Below are 19,228 nucleotides of genomic sequence, written 5' to 3'. Positions count from 1 at the left end.
AAACGGTTACGTCTGTAACCAATTCGCAGCGGTCAGGGAGAGGCGCAATGCAGCCGCGCTACATGCCGGGTTTCGGCAATGATTTCGAAACCGAGTCGCTGGAAGGCGCCCTGCCGCAGGGCATGAACAGCCCGCAGCGCCCCGCCTACGGGCTTTATGCCGAACAGTTGTCCGGCTCGCCCTTTACCGCACCGCGCGGCACGAACGAGCGATCCTGGCTCTATCGCATGCGCCCCAGCGTTCGCCACGCCGGCCGCTTCCAGCGCGCGGATTATCCGCAGTGGAAGAGCGCCCCTTGCCTGGGGGATCATTCCCTGGCGCTTGGTCAATTGCGCTGGGACCCGCTCCCGGCCTTGCCGAAGGGAACCGATTTCCTGGCCGGTATACGCACCATGACCACCGCCGGCGACGCCCTCGGGCAATCCGGCATGGCTGCCCATGTCTACAGCTTCGATGCGGACATGCAGGATGATTACTTCTTCAATGCCGACGGCGAATTGCTGATCGTGCCGCAGGAGGGCACGATTCGGATTTTCACCGAGATGGGCATCATCGACGCCGGACCGCAGGAGATCGCGCTCGTTCCACGCGGCACGATGTTCAAGGTATCTGTGTTGGACAAAGGGCCGGGCGGTGGTGCGCGGGGTTATATCTGCGAAAATTACGGCGCGAAGTTCACCCTGCCGGATCGGGGCCCGATCGGGGCCAACTGCCTGGCCAATCCGCGCGATTTCAAGACACCCGTCGCCGCCTATGAGGACAAGGAGAGCCCCTGCCGGGTGACCGTCAAATGGTGCGGCCAGTTCCACGTCACCGAAATCGGCCATTCACCGCTCGACGTCGTCGCCTGGCACGGGAACTATGCGCCATACAAATACGATCTGCGGACATTCTCGCCCGTGGGGGCGATTCTTTTCGACCATCCCGACCCGTCGATCTTCACCGTGCTGACGGCACCGTCGGGCGAGGAGGGCACGGCAAATGTCGACTTCGTCATCTTTCCGCCGCGCTGGCTGGTGGCGGAGAACACCTTCCGTCCGCCCTGGTACCATCGCAACATCATGTCGGAATTCATGGGCCTGATCGTGGGTCAGTACGACGCCAAGGAAAAGGGCTTCGTTCCGGGCGGCATGAGCCTGCACAACATGATGTTGCCGCACGGGCCGGACGCGGCGGGCTTCGAGAAGGCGTCGAATGCCGATCTCAAACCGGTCAAGCTTGAGGATACGATGGCCTTCATGTTCGAGACGCGCTTTCCCCAGCAACTGACGAAATTCGCGGCCGAACTCGAAACGCTGCAGGATGATTACATCGATTGTTGGAACGGTCTCGAACGGCGCTTCGACGGAACGCCGGGAGGGCGAAGGTCTTGAGCGATCGCCTCGTCTTGCTGGGAACAAAGGGGGGGCCGGCGATCCGGCCCTTGCCGGGTGGCGGCAGCGGTCCCTGGCCGACGTCGTCGCTGGTCGAAATCGGTGGCCGGCGCATCGTCGTCGATTGCGGCCTCGGCGTCACGCGCGGGCTGGTCGACGCAGGCCTCAGGCTGGCCGATATCGACGTGATCGTCATCACCCACCTGCACTCCGATCATGTGCTGGAACTCGGTCCGCTCATCCACACGGCATGGACGGCGGGCCTCAATCGGAGCGTGACCGTTTACGGCCCGGCCGGAACGTCGGACTGCTGGCGCGGCTTCCTCGGTTCGATGCAATACGACATCGACCTGAGGATTGAGGACGAGGGCCGGCCGGATCTGCGGGATCTGGTCACGGTGAACGAATATGGCGAGGGCATTCTGTTCGACGATGGAAACCTTAGGATTGCCGCGCTGAGGGTCGACCACCCGCCCGTGACCGAATGTTTCGCGCTGAAAATTGAAGCAGGCGGTTCCTCCATCGTATTCTCGGCCGACACCTGCCATTTCCCGCCGCTGGCGGACTTTGCGCGCGGCGCCGAGATCCTCGTTCACGAAGCCATGCTGGAGGCCGGCGTCGACGCGCTTGTGGCGCGAACCGGAAATGGCGCACGGCTGAAAGAGCACCTGATGGCAAGCCACACGCTGGCCGAGGACGCTGGCGCCATCGCCGCGGCGGCCGGTGTCGGACGTTTGGTGCTGCATCACCTCATCCCCGCCGACGATCCGGCCTTTGGCGAGGCCGACTGGGTGGCGGCGGTGCGGCAGACGTGGGATGGTCCGCTGACCATAGGCCGCGACGGCCTGTCGATTGCATTGGCGTTTGACGACGCACAAAGGGAGAGAAACACCGCATGAAACTCGCCACCCTCAAGGATACCACGCGCGACGGGAAACTGGTCGTCGTCTCCAGGGATCTCACGGTCTGTTCGGAGGTCGGACACATCGCCCGCACGCTGCAGGCCGCGCTCGATGATTGGGCGCATGTCGGGCCGCGGCTTTCGCGTGTCTATGAGGGACTGGCGACCGGCACACAGCCGACCATGCGCTTCCACGAGCATGACGCGCATTGCCCGCTGCCCCGCGCTTACCAGTGGGCGGACGGCTCGGCCTACGTCAACCATGTCGAACTGGTCCGCAAGGCGCGCGGCGCCGAAATGCCGGCCAGTTTCTGGGAAGATCCGCTGATGTATCAGGGCGGATCGGACACGTTCGTCGCGCCGCGCGATCCAATCCGGATGGCGGACGATGCATGGGGCATCGACATGGAGGGCGAAGTCGCGGTGATCGTCGACGACGTGCCGATGGGCGCCGATCTCGACGTCGCGCGCGCGGCCATCCGTCTCGTCATGCTGGTCAACGACGTGTCGCTGCGTGGCCTGATCCCGGGCGAACTCGGCAAGGGCTTCGGATTTTTCCAGTCGAAACCCTCATCGGCTTTCTCACCGGTCGCCGTCACCCCGGACGAGCTCGGCGAGGCATGGGATGGCGGCAAGGTTCACCTGCCACTCTGCGTCGACCTGAATGGCCAGCCCTTCGGCAGGGCCAATGCCGGCATCGACATGACGTTCGATTTCCCGCGCCTCATCGTCCATGCCGCAAAGACGCGGGCGTTGGCTGCGGGCACGATCATCGGCTCGGGAACCGTATCGAACAAGCTCGACGGCGCCCCTGGAAAGCCAATCTCGGAGGGTGGGGTCGGTTACTCCTGCATCGCCGAGACCCGCATGATCGAGACGATCAACGGCGGCAAGCCGCTGACGCGTTTCATGACATTCGGCGACACGGTCAGGATCGAAATGAAGGATGCGCGCGGTCATTCCATCTTCGGCGCGATCGAACAGACCGTCGAGACATACGGCAAGGAGTAAGGCAAGATGGCCAAGGCATTTGCGTCGCAAGGCGATCTCAAGGAAAAGACGATCTCCTTCACCGAGGTTGGAAGAGACCTTTTCGCCTTTACGGCCGAGGGCGATCCCAATACAGGCGTCATCATCGGCGACGACAGCGTGATGATCGTCGATGCGCAGGCGACACCCCGGCTGGCGCATATGGTGGTGGAAAAGGTCCGTTCGGTCACCGACAAGCCGATCAAGCATGTGGTGCTGACGCATTATCACGCGGTGCGTGTGCTCGGCGCATCGGCCTACGGCGCGTCCGAGGTCATCATGTCAAACGCAGGCCGCGCCATGGTGGTGGAACGGGGCCAGGAAGACTGGGATTCCGAGTTCCAGCGCTTCCCGCGCCTCTTTCAGGGCCATGAGAGCATTCCGGGTCTCACCTGGCCGACGCAGACGTTCGAAAAGCGCATGACGGTCTATCTCGGCAACCGCCGCGTCGATCTGATGCACCTCGGCCGGGCGCATACGGCAGGCGACATCGTGGCCTTCGTGCCCGACGAGAACGTCATGTTCACCGGTGATATCGTTGAGTACCACTCGGCCTGCTATTGCGGCGACGGGCACTTTGCCGACTGGGGCGGCACGCTCGATGCGATCAAGACCTTTGATGTCGACGCCATCGCGCCTGGCCGAGGCGACGCGCTCACCGGCAAGGCAAAGGTCAAGGAGGCGATCGAGAACACGCGCGATTTCGTCGCCAGCACCTATGCACCCGCCGTCAAGATCGCCGCTCGGGGCGGTTCACTCAAGGAGACCTGGGACGCGATACGCGCCGAATGCGATCCGAAATTTTCCGACTACGCCATCTACGAGCATTGTCTGCCGTTCAACGTCGCGCGGGCCTACGATGAGGCACGCGGCATCGACACACCGCGCATCTGGACGGCCGAGCGGGACAAGGCGATGTGGGAAGAGTTGCAGGGCTAGGTCCGTTCCCGGCGAGGCACGCGAGAGGGGAGAATGGGAATGTCGTATTTCCCGAACTTCTTGTCCGCTGTCAGAATGGTGAGGTCGCTGGTTTGGGCCTGAACGATCAGCACGCGGTCGAACTGCTCATGTCCTGAATTTCGGGGCATATTCTCTAACCGGACATTGTCGAACGCTGATGCCCCGTTACACCTACACACCCTTTGACGTCGTCACGCCGGCCGAACTTGCCGGCCGTGCGGTGCCCGATCGCTATCCGGTCGTCATTGTCGGTGCGGGGCCGGTCGGGCTTGCGCTGGCGATCGATCTGGCGCTGCACGATGTGCCATCGGTCGTATTGGACGACAACAATGTCGTGTCGCTCGGCAGCCGAGCGATCTGCTGGGCCAAGAGGACGCTGGAGATCTTCGATCGGCTCGGCGTCGGAGACCGAATGGTCGACAAAGGCGTCACCTGGAAGGTCGGGCGCGTCTTTCACGGGGAACGGGAGATCTACAGCTTCGACCTGCTGCCCGAGCCGGGTCACAAGATGCCAGCCTTCATCAATCTCCAGCAATACTATGTCGAACACTACCTCGTTGAGCGGTGTCGCGATTTCCCCGGCCTGATCGACATTAGGTTCCGCAACAAGGTCGTGGGTGTGGAGCAGCGTGAGGGTGGCGCGCGCGCCCGTGTCGAGACACCGGACGGCGCTTATGACATCGTGGCCGATTGGCTCGTCGCCTGCGATGGCGCGCGCTCGCCAGTGCGTTCTCTGCTCGGCCTTGAATTTGTCGGTCAGCGGTTCGAGGAACGTTTTCTCATCGCCGACATCGAGATGCGGGAGGATCTCTTCTCCGCTGTTCGGGTCGACGCATCGGGGCCTGAACGGCACTTCTGGTTCGAGCCGCCTTTCCACAGTGGTCAGTCCGCCCTGGTGCACAAGCAGCCTGACGACATCTACCGGATCGACCTGCAACTCGGTCCCGAAGCCGATCCGGTCGAGGAGAAGAAGCCTGAAAATGTCATCCCGCGCATTCGTGCCGTGGTCGGCGATCGCCCCTTCACGCTCGATTGGGTCTCGGTCTATTCCTTCCAGTGCCGGCGGCTGGAGCGATTCGTTCATGGCCGCGTGCTGTTTGCGGGCGACAGCGCGCATCTGGTGTCACCCTTCGGAGCGCGCGGCGGCAACGGCGGCATTCACGATATCGACAATCTTGGCTGGAAACTCGCCGCCGTGATCCATGGCGACGCAGGGGAATCCCTGATCGACAGCTTCAACGAGGAGCGCGTTCGCGGCGCTGACGAGAACATCCGGCATTCCGCCAATGCGACGAATTTCATGACGCCGAAATCGGACATGGAAAAGGTTTTTCGCGGCGAAGTCCTGTCGCTGGCTACCCACGCGCCCTTTGCGCGCCGGCTCGTCAATTCCGGCCGCCTTTCGCTGCCGTGTTCGCTGGACGGGCTGTCCCTGCAGTCGCCGGCAAGCAACGAAATCGGGCTTCGGCCGGGGTCGGTCGTGCCAGATGCGCCACTCATCAAGGGCAAAGACGCATGCTGGCTGCTGAACGAGATCGGCGGCGACTTCGCACTGCTGACGACGGGAAAAACGCCTTCAAGCGGGGTGCGCACGGTTCGCATCAGCCGCGGGGCGGACGGTGGCGCGCTGGTTGACGGGGAGGGGATGGCTTTCGAGCGTCTCGGCGAGGACATGACCTACCTTGTGCGGCCGGATCAGCATGTCGCGGCGGCCTTCCGCGCGCCGGACCGACCGGCCATCGAGACGGCGCTTGCGCGCGCCCTGGGAGGAGTTTCATGAAGGACGATCCCTTGCAGGACAGGCTTGGCCCGGCGGGCGACGCTTTCTACGCTGATCTGATGTCCGCGCACCGCGAGCTTTCCTTCGAAGAAAGCGCGCGTCTCAACGCGCGGCTGGTCCTTCTGTTGGCAAACGCCGTCGGTGACCAGTCCCAGCTGACCGCCATCCTCAACGCGGCAACGCAGCGTCGGTGAGGGCTTTCGCTCTCCTCTGCAAGAGACTAACCATGGCGCCTTCTGTTCCACACGAGGAGATGCACCATGGCATGGCAGCCGGCCGACAATCGCTACGAGACCATGAAATACAATCGCTGCGGGTCAAGTGGGCTCAAATTGCCGGCGGTCTCGCTGGGGCTATGGCACAATTTCGGAAGCGACACGCCGCACCAGACCAAGCAGGCGATCTGCCGGCGAGCCTTCGATCGCGGCATCACCCATTTCGATCTTGCCAACAATTACGGCCCGCCGCCCGGTTCGGCGGAGACGGCGTTCGGCGAGATCCTGCGAACCGACTTTGCCGGCTATCGCGATGAACTGATCATCTCCTCGAAAGCCGGCTACGATATGTGGCCCGGCCCATACGGCGAGTGGGGCAGCCGCAAGTATCTGATCGCCTCATGCGACCAGAGCCTGAAGCGCATGGGCCTCGACTATGTCGATATCTTCTATTCGCACCGCTTCGACCCCGAAACGCCGCTTGAAGAGACGATGATGGCGCTCGACCAGATCGTGCGCTCCGGCAAGGCGCTCTATGCCGGGATTTCGTCGTACAACGCCGAGCGTACGCGCGAGGCCGCCGCTATCCTGAAGCAGCTCGGCACGCCCTGCCTCATTCATCAGCCGAGTTATTCCATGCTCAATCGCTGGGTGGAGGATGACGGGCTGCTTGATGTGCTCGATGGGCTGGGGATCGGCTCGATCGTGTTCTCGCCGCTCGCTCAGGGCATGTTGACGTCGAAATACCTCAAGGGAGTTCCAGAGGGTAGCCGCGCCAGCCAGGGCAAGTCGCTGATGCCGGAATTCCTCAACGACAAGAACGTCGAGAACATCCGGGCCCTCAACGCCATCGCGGACAAACGCGGGCAGACGCTCGCACAGATGGCGATCGCCTGGGTCCTGCGCGGCGGCCGGGTGACGTCCGCCTTGATCGGCGCGAGCCGCCCGGAGCAGGTCGATGACTGCGTCGGCGCGTTGAAAGCCCTTGAATTCAGCGACGCGGAACTGGCGGAGATCGACGGCCATGCGCGTGAAGCGGACATCAACCTCTGGGCGGCCTCAGCCGAGCGCGAGGGACCTGCACGCAAGAAATAGAGTGGTGCACAAAATAGCGGCTGGCTGAACGGTTGCCTTTTCGTTGCCTGCCTGCAATCAGTCAGTGTGACGGTGCCTTCCATTCGAAGGTGAAACGGGAAGCCGGTCGAAAGCCGGCGCCGCCCCCGCGACTGTAAAGGATGGATGTTCTGCCATGATGCCACTGGTGCGCTTCTTGCATCGGGAAGGCGGCAGGATCAGTCCCAAGCCAGGAGACCGGCCGTCAAATCCGCGGTTCAAGCCGCACGAATGCACTGCGCTGGGGCGGAGGGCCCCGAAAGGAAAACACATGCGTATCATCACACTCATCGCCACCTTCGTCGCATCGACGGGCGCTGCCATGGCCCACACCGGCCACGGGACGCACGACAACGCCAGCTTCGCCTATGGCTTCATGCATCCGCTCGGCGGGCTCGATCATCTTCTCGCGATGGTCGCCGTCGGGCTTCTCGCCTATCTCATCGGCGAGCGCACGGCGACCAGCCGGCCACTCTGGCTCGTGCCTGCGGCCTTCGTCTGTGCTATGACCGTCGGTGGCACGCTTGCGGTTGCGGGCGTGACATTGCCGCTGGTCGAACTCGGAATCGCCTCTTCCATCGTCGTGATCGGCGCGGCCGCCGCCTTCGGCAGCAGCCTGCCCGTGGCCGGCGCCATGGCGCTGGTCGGTTTCTTTGCGCTGTTTCACGGTCATGCGCACGGCACGGAAATGCCGGCCAATGCGTCCGGGATGGCGTATGGTCTCGGCTTCATGGTCGCAACGGCGCTGCTGCATGCCGCCGGCGTTGCTGCCGGACTTGGCATCGGCAAGCTGTCGCGCGCCAACGGCGTTCTCGCGGCACGCGCCGGCGGCGGGGTCATGGCTCTTGCCGGCATCGCCATCATCGCCGGCGTTCTCTGACATCGTTCTGGGTGGGCCGCTTGACGCCCGGCCCACCCGATGCCGACAAAGCAGCGGTGACGCCGTCCACTCAGTCTTTCGCTGCGAGGCAAGTCTGGAAGGACGACGCCATGTTCCGCATGAGTTCGAAATAGAGCTCCGGCCCGTCCTCTATGGTCGCGCCGAGCGGATCGAGTACGCCGCTGGCGGCGTTCGATCCTTCTGCGACGACTTCCACGATGCGGGGTTCGAACTGCGGTTCGGAGAAGACGCAGGCAGCATCGAGCGTTCGCACGGTTTCCTGTATCTCGCCGATGCGCCGGGCACCGGGCTCGATCTCCGGACTGACGGTGATCGAGCCGGCCGCTTCCAGGCCAAAACTGTTCTCGAAATAATGATAGGCGTCATGGAAGACGACGAAGGGACGGCCGGCGAGCGGGGCCAGCTGCGTCTCAATCTCTGACGACAGCGCCTCGATGCGCTGTGTCATCGCGCTGGCGTTCGTCGCATAGGTTTGTGCGTTGGCAGGGTCGGCGGCCGCAAGCGTCTCTTCGATCGCACCGACCATCGCCTTGGCGTTTTCCGGATCGAGCCAGATATGCAGGTCGTGGCCGGCATGATCGTGGCCGGCATGGTCGCCACCTTCGTCATGATGGTGCTCGCCAGCGCCATCGTGATGTTCGGCTGCATGATCATGATCGTGATCATGATGGGCGTCTTCGTGCTCATGCTCAGCTGCGTCGGCATCTGCCCGATCCTGCTCCTCGAAGGCTCCGCCTTCGCGATAATCCAGCAGCGTCAGGCCATCCGCATCCTCTAGAGCCAACACGGTTGCCTGCTGCGAGAGCGCCAGCAAAGGATCGGTCAGGAATGTCTCCATCGTATCGCCGATCCAGAAGACGAGCGCAGCATCCTGAAGCAGGGAGGCCTCGGAAGGGCGCAGTGCGTAGCTGTGCGGCGAAGCGGCCCCCTTGATCAGCAACTGCGGCTCACCGACCCCGTCCATGACCCCGGCCACCAGCGAGTGGAGCGGTTTGATGGAAACCACGACATTGTCCATCGCGAGGGCCGGGAGCGGCAGCGTAGAGACGGAGGCCGCGAGGGCGAGGGCAGTTCGGCGCATGAGCAATCCTTCCATAGCCTGATATGTTATTGTGTAACATGAATTGCGTAACGCTATAACGTGTGCCATATGGTTGGACAAGTGTGAATTCGGGTCAATTTCATCAGCGATGCTTGGACGTCATCAACATGCCCCGGCCGGCGAGGGCAATCTCATCGCCATGCAGGGCGTCGGGGTCAGAAGCGGAGGACGCTGGCTTGTGCGCGGCGTCGACCTGACGGTGGCGCGCGGCGAGATCGTCACGCTGATCGGGCCCAACGGTTCGGGCAAGTCCACCACGGCCAGGACAGCGATCGGCATCCTGGCGCCAAGCGAAGGCACGGTGAGACGCCGCACCGATCTCGTCGTCGGCTATGTGCCGCAGAAGCTGACCATCGACTGGACGCTGCCCCTGGCGGTCCGGCGCCTGATGACGTTGACCGGCTCTTACCCCGGCGATGCCATCGAGGCGGCGCTGGCGGCGGTCGGCATCACGCACCTGGCGGACAGGCAGGTGCAGCATCTTTCGGGCGGCGAATTCCAGCGCGCGCTGCTTGCTCGTGCTATGGTGCGCAAGCCCGACCTTCTGATCTTGGACGAACCGGTTCAGGGCGTCGATTTTTCCGGCGAGATCGCGCTTTACGACCTCATAAAGCAGATCCGGAACGATACGGGCTGCGGCATCCTCCTGATCTCGCATGATCTGCACGTCGTCATGGCGGAGACCGACACCGTTATCTGTCTCAATGGCCACGTATGTTGCCGCGGCACCCCTCAGGCGGTTGCCGAGAGTCCTGAATATCTTCAGCTTTTCGGAGCGCGCGCCGCTGCGACGCTGGCGGTTTACAACCATCATCACGACCATACGCACCTGCCGGACGGGCGCGTTCGTCATGCCGACGGCTCGGTCACCGAGCATTGCCACCCTGGCGACGGTCATCACGGGCATACGCACGACCATCCTCATGGGGAAGGACACGATGACGCCGCGCCGCATGGCGCGAAAGGGCAGGGACATGCTTGACGACTTCTTCACGCGGGCCATCCTTGCCGGCGTTGGCCTTGCACTTGCCGTTGGCCCGCTCGGATGCTTCATCGTCTGGCGGCGCATGGCCTATTTCGGCGACACCATGGCGCATTCGGCGCTGCTCGGCGTCGCGCTGTCGCTGCTTTTCGACATCAACCTGATGGCTGGCGTCTTCTTCGTCGCTGTTGCCGTCTCGGTGGCGCTGATCGTGCTGCAGCGCGGGCGCTCCCTGTCGACCGACGCCCTGCTCGGCATCCTCTCGCATTCGACGCTGGCGATCGGCCTCGTGCTCGTCGCCTTCATGTCATGGGTCAGGGTCGATCTGATGGGTTTTCTGTTCGGCGATATCCTTGCCGTGTCGCGCGCGGACATCGGCTTCATCTGGGCAGGCGGCGCGATCGTTCTGGCCGGGATCTGGGCGCTCTGGCGCCCGCTTCTTGCCGCCACCGTCAACGCCGAACTGGCCGAGGCGGAAGGCATGCGACCTGAGCGCGCGCGCTTCGCCTTCATGCTGCTCATGGCGCTCGTCATCGCCATCGCCATGAAGATCGTCGGTATCCTTCTCATCACGTCGCTGCTGATCATTCCGGCCGCCGCCGCCCGCCGCTTTGCACCGACACCGGAGGCGATGGCGGTTCTCGCCTCTCTCATCGGCGTTGCTGCCGTTGTCGCGGGGCTTTATGGTTCTCTCAGTTTCGACACGCCGTCCGGCCCGTCGATCGTCGTCGCGGCCCTGCTTCTCTTTCTTGTCGGCCAGATTCCGGCGCTCGGGCCGAAGGAGCCATCCACGTGACCGCTGAAACCCCGGATCTCACGAAGAACCAGCGGCTCGTCTTCGATGCCTTGTCGAGGGCCGATGGGCCGCTCAGCGCCTATACGATCCTCGACCAGTTGCGCGACGATGGCTTTCGAGCGCCACTCCAGGTCTATCGGGCGCTCGACAAATTGCTTGCTTTCGGTCTTGTGCACCGGCTGGAAAGCCTCAATGCCTTCGTGGCCTGCGCCCATCCACATTGCCACCGGCACGCCATGATCGGGTTCGCGATCTGCGAGACCTGCGGCCAGGTCGATGAGTTCTCGGACGAGGTGATCGAGGATCGTCTCGCCAGCTTCGCGCAGGCGCGCGGTTTCGTACCGGCCAAGACAACCGTGGAACTGCGCGGCCAGTGCGCGCGCTGCCGGCCCAACTGAAGGCGCCGTCTTAGCTGGGCAATGCTTCGGTCGCATACTGGGCGGCATGCTCGCTGTCCGGCGCGATCGGCGTGATCACATCGATCAGAACGCCGTTGGGATCCCTGGTGATGAAATGGCGCTGGCCAAACGTCTCGCTGCGAAGGCTCAGCAGTATCGGCAATCCCGCTTTTCCCACACGCTCATATTCCGCGTCCACATCGTCGACTTCGAAATTGAGGAGCAGCCCGCAAACAGGCTTTTGGGCACCCTCGGGGATCGTTTCGTGCCGATAGTCGAGGACCGCAAGGTTCACCGTTTCGTCGTCCCCGGATTGCAGATGGACGTACCAGTCGGCCGTATAGAGGGGGCGAAAACGAAAATGCGTCTCGTAGAACTGCGCCGTCGCGGCGACGTTCTCCGTCATGATCACGGGGTAGTAGCTGGTCGTCTTCATTGACGCCTCCATGTCAAATACATACTGTATGTATGCATCAGTGTTAATAACATGCAGGCTGTATGTATGCAAGATCGAAGTCGAAGAACGAACAAGGACCGCTCGCAGACCACGCGGACGCAACTGATCGACGCGGCCCGAACGCTGTTCGTCGAGAGGGGCTATGCCGGAACGGGCACGCCCGAACTGGTGGCGGCTGCCGGCGTGACGCGCGGAGCGCTCTATCATCATTTTGCCGACAAGCAGGCGCTCTTCCGCGCCGTCGTCGAGCGGGAGGCCCGTGACGTCGCGACAACGATTGAGCGGAGCGCCGCTGACATTGATGATCCTGTCGAGGCGATCTTGAGGGGTGGCGAGACCTATCTGGCGACGATCGCCGAAGCAGGGCGGGTGCGTCTCCTCCTCATCGACGCGCCAGCCGTCCTTGGCAGGAGCACAGTCGACGCGATCGATGCGGAAACGGGTGGTGCGACGCTTGAGGCCGGCCTTGCGGCAGCCGAAGCGGCAGGCCGCCTCAAGCCGCTGCCGATCGCGGCAACCGCTCGGCTTCTTTCGGCTGCCTACGACCGCGCCGCGCTCGCCATCGCGGCGGGCGAGGACGCAGGCCCCTGGCATGAAGGGCTAAAGGCACTGGTCCTCGGCTTGACTGCGTCCAGCAAGAGATGACTTGGGCGAGGCCTTATCCAACCACCCAGTACCCGTTCTGGATGTCGGCGTTGGACAGGCCGACATACTCCGGCAACTGGGTGAACTGCACCAGAACGTCGGAACCGCAGCCGTGTCCCCTCAGGCCGCAGGTCCGCTTTTCTTGAAAGGCTCGAACTCGGTGCCGAGCTTTTCAAGCGTGGCATCGGGCGGAGCGAGACGCGACAGCTTGTTGATGAAGCTCGCGGAACAGTCGGCGAGGAAGCGCGTGTGCAGGTAAATGGTCTGCCGCTCGACCACGCTACAGCCGATGAAAAAATCGAACTCGCCGAGCACGAGATAGAAGTGATCGGGAATCGTGCTGCTTGGTCCGACCTCGATCTTCGCGCCGCCCTCGCTGATGTCGATCATCCGGCAGGTCCTTGTGGCGATCTGCCGGATGCCTTGTCCCAGAAACAGGATTCGCACGAGAAGGTCGGTCGGGCGGCGATAGTATTTGCGGCGATCGCCATCTGCCGGGACACGGGTCAGATAGTGCCTCTTGCGCGGCGTTTCAGGGGGCATCGGAATAGCCTTCGAGTGAGAGAGGCATCACAACGAGAGGATGCGTGCCGGCGTCGATGGTGCCAGATGATCGATGATGAACCGTCTGGCCTGTCCGTGTGGCAGCGCTTTTGCGTAAAGGTATCCCTGACCGAAGCGGCAGCCCATGGCGTGCAGCATCGTCTCCGTCTCCTTGTCCTCGATGCCTTCGGCAACGGCCGTCAGGTCGAGCCCGTGGGCGAGGGTGCACATGGTCTGCACGATCGTCCGGTCCTTTTCGCTGTCCGCCATCTTTCGCACGAAGGACATGTCGATCTTGAGCTGCGTGATGGGGAACTGCGTCAGGTGCACGAGGGAAGCATAGCCCGTTCCAAAATCGTCGAGCGCGATGTCGAAGCCCATGTCGCGGATGGTGGCGAGGACCTGCGCGGCCTTGTCGGCGGTTCGCCCGAAGAGGACGCCCTCGGTGATTTCCAGCTTGATGCAGGATGTCGGCAGACCGGCTGCTTCGACGCGCCTCAGCTGGTCGAGAAAGGAGGGATCGCGCAGCTGGCTGGAACTGATGTTGACGGCGATCTGGCCGAAGTGCAATTCCTCGGCGCTCCAGCGCGCGGCGGTTTCGATCACCTGGCTGAAGACGAGATCGGACAGGCGATGGCCGATGACGGGATCGTCGATGAGATGTGCGAAAACACCGGCCGATACGAGGCCGCGTTGCGGGTGATGCCAGCGAAGAAGCGCCTCGAACCCATCAAGGCGGGCCGTGCCAAGGTCCATGATCGGCTGATAGTGGACCTCGAATTCGCCATGCTCGATCCCCGCGACGATCGCGCGCCGCAGTTCCTGCTCCCGCTCGGTGGCAGTTGCCATGGCGTCGGTGTAAAAGACGAACCGCGCGCGGCCGGACTGTTTTGCCTGGCGCAGCGCAAGATCGGCCTTGCGAAAGAGGCCCGCCGCGGTCTCTGACGCAGTATCGGAAAGCGCGATCCCCATCGAAAGACGCGAGGTGAGGTGACGGTCCTTCACCGCCACTTCGCGCGTGATCGCCTGCTTGATGCACCTGGCCCGAAGCCGCACCGCTTCCGCGTCGTCGGCACCGGCGAGGAGAACGGCGAATTCATCGCCGCCGAAGCGCGCGAATAGCGCGTCAGGCTCGCCAGCCAGATGGTCCGACAGACGGCGCGCGACTTCCTTGATGACCGCATCGCCGGCTTCGTAGCCGAAGGCGTCGTTGATGTCCTTGAAGTGATCGAGATCGAAGAAGAGCAGGGCATGGGATTGCCCGTCCGCCCGGCGCGACAGCACGTCTTCGAGCTGTCGGAAGAACGATGCCCGGTTGGAAAGGCCCGTCATATGGTCGTGCGAGGAGTGGTAGAGCGCGCCGGCCAGAAGCTCCTGCATCTCGGTGATGTCCTGGACCGAGCCGACGAGACGCGCCGGCCGGCCATCCTCGAAATGTTCCACCTCGCCGATTGTGCGGACCCAGCGCCGTTCACCAGCGGGCGTGATGATCGCATACTCCATCTCCATGGTCTCGCCGGTCTCGGCAATCTGCTGGAGCTTGCGTTTGAGCAACGGCCGGGCCGCGGGATCGCAGAGCCCAAGCGCGCTGTCGAGCGATGCGTCGAAGGTGTCGGGTGTGACGCCGTGCAATGCATAGACTTCCGGCGTCCATGACACCGCGCCGGTGTCAATCTGGACCGCCCATGCCCCAACCTTCGACATGCGCGCGATCTGGTTCATCAGCATCTGGTATTCGCTGAGTTCGCGATATTGATGCTCGAGCGTGCGGCGTGCCTCCTCCAGTCGCTCCTGCTCGGCCACCCTCTCGGTCACGTCCATGAGGCAGCCCTGCCAGGTGATCAGGCCATCGACGTTGCTGACGGGGTGCGACGCCCCGAGGACCCAGAGTGTTCCCTTGACGGGATGCTGGACGCGGAACTGGTGTTCCCACGCCGATGCAGTGCGGTAGACGGCGTCGATCGAGGCCAGAAAGCCAGGGAGGTCATCAGGATGAACGTTGGCGAATGCGCGCCCGATGTCCATGACAGCATCGTGGGGGCAAATACCGATCGTGTCGATGAAGCCGCGGCTCGCAAAACTCAGCCGCTGGTGGCCCGACCGGTCGCGCTTGAACTCGAAAATGCCGCCTGGTGCGTTGTCCGTCAGACCGTTGACCAGCACCTTGCTCGCGTCCATGTCGAACCCGAGACGCCGTGCGTCAAGCAGGCTGATCGTGATCCGGGCGAGATCCCTGAGCAGGTTTATCTGTCCCTTGTCGGGTGTTCTGGGCGCGCCATCGAGCACGCAGATCGTCCCCAGGCTGCAATTTTCAGCCGTTAAAAGCGGCGCGCCGGCATAAAACCGCACCCGGCCGTCCTTGACGAAAGGAATGTCCGCAAAGCGCCGATCGTGGCTGGCATCGTTGACGACAAACACGTCGTCCTGCTCGATCGCCCAGCGGCAGAAGCTTTCCTCAAGCCCGGTTTCCTGTTGGTCGAATCCGACCCGAGCCTTGAACCATTGGCGATTGCGGTCAACGAAGCTGATCAGCGATGTCGAGACGCCGAAGATGCGCGCGGCGGTGTGCGTCAATGCGTCAAAAATCGGATCGGGCTCGGTATCGAGTATCTGATAGCTGTCCAGGACCTGCGCTCGCCAAACTTTGTTCGCCTGATTCATCACCACTGCCTTCGGATGTTCTCAAGGCCCAAATTCGCGGCAACTGATTAAGAAAAGTGCACAAATTGCCACCTGAAATATTGTGGTCGGGCATGAAATCCTGCCGCGATTCAACTTGCACGATCAGCCGTCTTGCCGAGGTTGAGTGATGCGGGTGCTCTTGGTTCTTGCCGCCAGTCGCGGCTTTTGCTTCGTCGCGTTCGCCAAGATCGGCCATAGCCATCATCTCGACAGATAACGGCCTCTGCCGGTGACGATTTCGCGCCTTTCATCTTCGACATATACCGATTGGGCGATTGCCACAGTCGGGCCGGCCACCGTAGCTATTTGGCCGACGCGGGTTCTGTTGTATGCGCGACATGCCTCGTGCGTCATGCAGGGCGTCTGTTCTGCTGCCATCAAGCAAATTATCTGGGGGTAATGATCATGGCTCAACTCACATTGAGGCAACCTTTCGACATCGTCACATTCGATGGATTCAACGGCGAAATCATCGATTTCAGCGCCACGCGCATCACCGAATCCGACGGCGTCAGTCTTGTCCATTACGAGGGCAGTTTCGGTTTGACCGCTGAGGAAGAAATCACGGGCACCCTGACCGGGATCGAATATTTCGACGCCGGCGTCCACATCTTCTCCGCCGATCAGCTTCGCATCGATGCGACCGAGTTCGCCTATCTCATCGACACGGACCAGATCGATGCGGCCGTGGATCTCGTCCTTGGCGGTGACGACACGATCATCGGGTCCGGCGGCAAGGACGTGATGGCGAGCTTCGGCGGCAATGACACGATTCAGGGCAATGGCGGCGACGATCAGTTCCTGCCTGGCATGGGCTCCAACTTCGTCGATGGCGGCGCGGGGACCGACACCGTTCTTTACGAGGGCGTGTCGTCTGATTTCGACATCACGATCGGTGAGGACGCCGTGACGGTGAGCAACAATGTCAACATCGAAGACCGTCTGGTCGGCGTTGAGCGGCTGGCCTTTACAGACGGGTTTCTGGCGGTGGACCTCGGCGGCAATGCCGGCAAGGCCTTCAGGATTTACGAGGCCGCCTTCGACCGGGCGCCCGGCGCGCCGGAGGTCGGCTACTGGATGAGCAACATGGATACCAGCTGGTCGCTGGAGGACGTTGCTGCGCGTTTCATGGATACGGCGGAATTCGCCGCGCTCTATGGCGACAATCCAACCAATGCCGAGCTCGTCGACCGGATCTATTTCAACGTTCTCGACCGAAAGGCCGATGCCGGCGGCGCGGCCTATTGGGAAAGCCAGCTCGACGCCGGCGCGATGTCGCAGGCCGAAGTCCTCGCGCGGATTTCCGAAAGCCCTGAGAACATCGCCGGCGTTCTGCCGCAGATCGAAGGCGGCATCTGGTACAGCGTCTGATCCAGAACCGGCGCCGCTCGTCCGATCCGGGCGGCGGCGTCGATGGCATATGCGCCGGCATCGATGATCCGAAAACAGGACGCTTGCCGTGGGGGGATTTATGGTCGGGCAATCGTCGCGCCGTGCATCCTGACGAATAACGCGTCCAATTCGTATGGCTCCATCAGCTCTTGACCTTCCAGCAGGTGGAAGCACGATCTTTCGCCTTTCGAGCACCGATCCCGGTGCGTCGTGCCGACCGCAGCGATAAGCCCGGTCCTGAACAAAGGAAAAGACGATGCGGAGCATGAAGGTGTTGATGCTGTTGATTGGCGCAGGCGCGTTTTCAGCCACGGCGATGGCTCAAGGTGGGCATGGCGCGGGCCACGGAGGCGATGTCGGCAGTGGGCAGGGCGCCGGCATGATCATGGACATGGGTTCGATGCAGTCCATGATGGAAACGATGATGCCGGCCGATGGCGACACGGAATCGACAAAAGCCTACAAGCGGGCGGATATGGATATGATGCACGGCATGGCGATCGACTATACCGGCGATCCGGATATCGATTTCCGGCTCAAGATGATCCCCCACCACCAGGGCGCGATCGACATGGCCAAGGTCGCGCTCGAACATGGCGCCGACCCCGATACCAAGCGGCTCGCGGAAGCGATTATCGCGGCTCAGGAGCGCGAGATCGCCGAGATGAGGGAATGGCTGGAAGAGCATCCGCAATAACGCCCCATCCTGCCACGCTGAGGGTGCGATCCTTCGCCTGCCAGAGAGCTGGCGAATAGGACTGCCATTTTCTTCGCGCAGCACTTGGGCTAGAAGGACGACCGTACCAGTTCGCGCTGCGCGTCCGCCCGTTGAGCGCGGCCCCGGCGCGCGGTGGCCTTTGCTCTGGCGCAAGGACACCCCACAAGCCAAGCCGTCGCCGAAAAAGAAGCAAGTCCGAACAGATGCCGTTTGAACAAGCCGAAAGAGCTGCAAGGCTCGGTGACTATGGTGATCATCGCTTCGCCGTCGCGCCCATGATGGATTGGACCGATCGCCATTGCCGATATCTGCACCGTCTGCTGACCAGGCATGCGTTGCTTTATACGGAGATGGTGGTCGCCGATGCGGTCATTCATGGCGATCGTCAGCGGCTCTTGCGCTTTGATCAAGTGGAACATCCGCTTGCGCTGCAGATTGGTGGCAGCGAACCCGACAAACTGGCCGAGGCCGCCCGCATCGGAGCCGATCTTGGCTTTGATGAGATCAATCTCAATGTCGGGTGTCCCTCCGACCGGGTGCAGTCGGGCACGTTCGGGGCCTGTCTGATGCGCAAGCCCGCGCTGGTCGCCGAGGGCGTGGCGGCGATGAAGCGCGCCGTTGCCATTCCCGTCACGGTAAAATGCCGCATCGGGGTCGACGACCAGGACCCGGAAATCGCTCTCGATGAGCTCGCCGACCGGGTGGCCGGGGCAGGGGCCGACGCGCTCTGGGTGCATGCACGCAAGGCCTGGCTGCAGGGGCTGAGCCCCAAGGAAAATCGGGACATTCCACCGCTCGACTACCCGCGCGTCTATCGGCTCAAGCAGAGATTGCCCAATGGATTCATTGGCATCAACGGCGGCATTGAGAATGTGAATCAGGCGATGGAACACCTGCGTCATGTCGATGGGGTCATGCTCGGGCGGGCGGCTTATCACAATGCGTCACTGCTGGCCGAGGTCGACCAGGCGCTGTACGGGGCGCAAACACCGCCGGTCGACTGGATTGTCGTGCGCGATGCAATGATGGAGCATGCGGCCCGCCACATCGGCGAGGGTGGCCGCCTCATCCATGTCACCCGTCACATGGTCGGCCTTTTCCAGGGTGTGCCGGGCGCCAGGCGGTTCCGCCAGGTGCTGTCCACGGGGGCAAGCCGCCCCGAGGCCGGGCTGGACGTCATCGCGACCGCATTCGACGCGGTCCTGCCGCATCTGTCCGCATGTGCCGCCTGAAGGCCGCTT

Annotated in this window: 19 protein-coding genes and 1 riboswitch; of the genes, 15 read left to right on the top strand and 4 right to left on the bottom strand. The window is 62.7% G+C overall.

Translation table 11 applies throughout. From position 1 onward, the window contains the following. Positions 1–47 precede the first annotated feature (47 nt). From hmgA to CN673_RS13000, 8 genes are all read left to right on the top strand, one after another. Entirely contained in the window at positions 48–1,373 is a 1,326-nt protein-coding gene (hmgA, locus tag CN673_RS13035; RefSeq protein ID WP_099866789.1) for a homogentisate 1,2-dioxygenase, read from the top strand. After that, on the top strand, positions 1,370–2,272 hold the full coding sequence (locus CN673_RS13030; protein WP_099866788.1) for an MBL fold metallo-hydrolase: 903 nt from the start codon (positions 1,370–1,372) through the stop codon (positions 2,270–2,272). Before hmgA ends, CN673_RS13030 begins: the two co-directional genes overlap by 4 nt. Then, complete coding sequence (locus CN673_RS13025; protein WP_099866787.1) at positions 2,269–3,285, top strand: fumarylacetoacetate hydrolase family protein; 1,017 nt, start codon at positions 2,269–2,271, stop codon at positions 3,283–3,285. Before CN673_RS13030 ends, CN673_RS13025 begins: the two co-directional genes overlap by 4 nt. Before the next feature lie 6 nt (positions 3,286–3,291). Beyond that, entirely contained in the window at positions 3,292–4,242 is a 951-nt protein-coding gene (locus CN673_RS13020; protein WP_099866786.1) for an MBL fold metallo-hydrolase, read from the top strand. 178 nt (positions 4,243–4,420) lie between these two features. Then, on the top strand, positions 4,421–6,043 hold the full coding sequence (locus tag CN673_RS13015; RefSeq protein WP_099866785.1) for an FAD-dependent oxidoreductase: 1,623 nt from the start codon (positions 4,421–4,423) through the stop codon (positions 6,041–6,043). After that, the gene (locus tag CN673_RS13010; RefSeq protein WP_099866784.1) at positions 6,040–6,237 is read left to right on the top strand and encodes a DUF2783 domain-containing protein; all 198 of its coding nucleotides are present in this window, start codon (positions 6,040–6,042) and stop codon (positions 6,235–6,237) included. Before CN673_RS13015 ends, CN673_RS13010 begins: the two co-directional genes overlap by 4 nt. Positions 6,238–6,303: 66 nt before the next feature. Next, entirely contained in the window at positions 6,304–7,353 is a 1,050-nt protein-coding gene (gene mgrA, locus CN673_RS13005) for an L-glyceraldehyde 3-phosphate reductase (protein ID WP_099866783.1), read from the top strand. A gap of 53 nt (positions 7,354–7,406) precedes the next feature. Then, positions 7,407–7,592: riboswitch (cobalamin riboswitch) on the top strand. A 50-nt stretch (positions 7,593–7,642) separates the two neighbouring features. Next, positions 7,643–8,251: a HupE/UreJ family protein gene (locus CN673_RS13000; protein WP_099866782.1), complete on the top strand. Its 609-nt coding sequence runs from the start codon at positions 7,643–7,645 to the stop codon at positions 8,249–8,251. Between the two features lie 70 nt (positions 8,252–8,321). Here the strand turns inward: CN673_RS13000 and znuA are convergent, their stop codons facing one another. Then, positions 8,322–9,353, bottom strand: coding sequence for a zinc ABC transporter substrate-binding protein ZnuA (gene znuA / locus CN673_RS12995; protein WP_099866900.1), 1,032 nt, complete (start codon positions 9,351–9,353; stop codon positions 8,322–8,324). Positions 9,354–9,462: 109 nt separating this feature from the next. On the opposite strand from znuA, the gene CN673_RS12990 reads away from it, so the two are divergent. Genes CN673_RS12990 through CN673_RS12980 form a run of 3 tightly spaced genes read left to right on the top strand, consistent with a single transcriptional unit; the run spans position 9,463 to position 11,550 of the window. Beyond that, a complete protein-coding gene (locus CN673_RS12990; RefSeq protein ID WP_099866781.1) occupies positions 9,463–10,356 on the top strand; it encodes an ATP-binding cassette domain-containing protein in 894 nt (297 codons plus the stop codon). Next, positions 10,349–11,152 (top strand): metal ABC transporter permease, encoded by an 804-nt coding sequence (locus tag CN673_RS12985; RefSeq protein ID WP_099866899.1) that lies wholly within the window; start codon positions 10,349–10,351, stop codon positions 11,150–11,152. Before CN673_RS12990 ends, CN673_RS12985 begins: the two co-directional genes overlap by 8 nt. Then, positions 11,143–11,550, top strand: coding sequence for a Fur family transcriptional regulator (locus CN673_RS12980; RefSeq protein ID WP_370853042.1), 408 nt, complete (start codon positions 11,143–11,145; stop codon positions 11,548–11,550). The genes CN673_RS12985 and CN673_RS12980 overlap by 10 nt, the downstream gene beginning before the upstream one ends. A 10-nt stretch (positions 11,551–11,560) precedes the next feature. Here CN673_RS12980 and CN673_RS12975 read toward each other — a convergent pair whose 3' ends face one another. Then, the gene (locus CN673_RS12975) at positions 11,561–11,986 is read right to left on the bottom strand and encodes a VOC family protein (RefSeq protein ID WP_099866898.1); all 426 of its coding nucleotides are present in this window, start codon (positions 11,984–11,986) and stop codon (positions 11,561–11,563) included. A gap of 66 nt (positions 11,987–12,052) precedes the next feature. On the opposite strand from CN673_RS12975, the gene CN673_RS12970 reads away from it, so the two are divergent. Next, complete coding sequence (locus CN673_RS12970; protein WP_099866779.1) at positions 12,053–12,652, top strand: TetR/AcrR family transcriptional regulator; 600 nt, start codon at positions 12,053–12,055, stop codon at positions 12,650–12,652. Between the two features lie 120 nt (positions 12,653–12,772). Here the strand turns inward: CN673_RS12970 and CN673_RS12965 are convergent, their stop codons facing one another. Beyond that, entirely contained in the window at positions 12,773–13,195 is a 423-nt protein-coding gene (locus CN673_RS12965) for a PilZ domain-containing protein (RefSeq protein ID WP_099866778.1), read from the bottom strand. Between the two features lie 27 nt (positions 13,196–13,222). Continuing rightward, the gene (locus CN673_RS12960; RefSeq protein ID WP_099866777.1) at positions 13,223–15,856 is read right to left on the bottom strand and encodes a sensor domain-containing phosphodiesterase; all 2,634 of its coding nucleotides are present in this window, start codon (positions 15,854–15,856) and stop codon (positions 13,223–13,225) included. Positions 15,857–16,282: 426 nt separating this feature from the next. On the opposite strand from CN673_RS12960, the gene CN673_RS12955 reads away from it, so the two are divergent. From CN673_RS12955 to dusA, 3 genes are all read left to right on the top strand, one after another. Continuing rightward, positions 16,283–17,248 (top strand): DUF4214 domain-containing protein, encoded by a 966-nt coding sequence (locus tag CN673_RS12955; protein ID WP_198585988.1) that lies wholly within the window; start codon positions 16,283–16,285, stop codon positions 17,246–17,248. A 277-nt stretch (positions 17,249–17,525) separates the two neighbouring features. Beyond that, positions 17,526–17,966 (top strand): CopM family metallochaperone, encoded by a 441-nt coding sequence (copM, locus tag CN673_RS12950; protein WP_245409896.1) that lies wholly within the window; start codon positions 17,526–17,528, stop codon positions 17,964–17,966. A 224-nt stretch (positions 17,967–18,190) separates the two neighbouring features. Further along, on the top strand, positions 18,191–19,219 hold the full coding sequence (gene dusA, locus CN673_RS12945; protein ID WP_099866775.1) for a tRNA dihydrouridine(20/20a) synthase DusA: 1,029 nt from the start codon (positions 18,191–18,193) through the stop codon (positions 19,217–19,219). Positions 19,220–19,228: the final 9 nt, after the last annotated feature.

The sequence above is a fragment of the Neopararhizobium haloflavum genome, assembly GCF_002750855.1.
Taxonomy (GTDB): domain Bacteria; phylum Pseudomonadota; class Alphaproteobacteria; order Rhizobiales; family Rhizobiaceae; genus Georhizobium; species Georhizobium haloflavum.
This window is presented reverse-complemented; position numbering and strand designations above follow the sequence as displayed.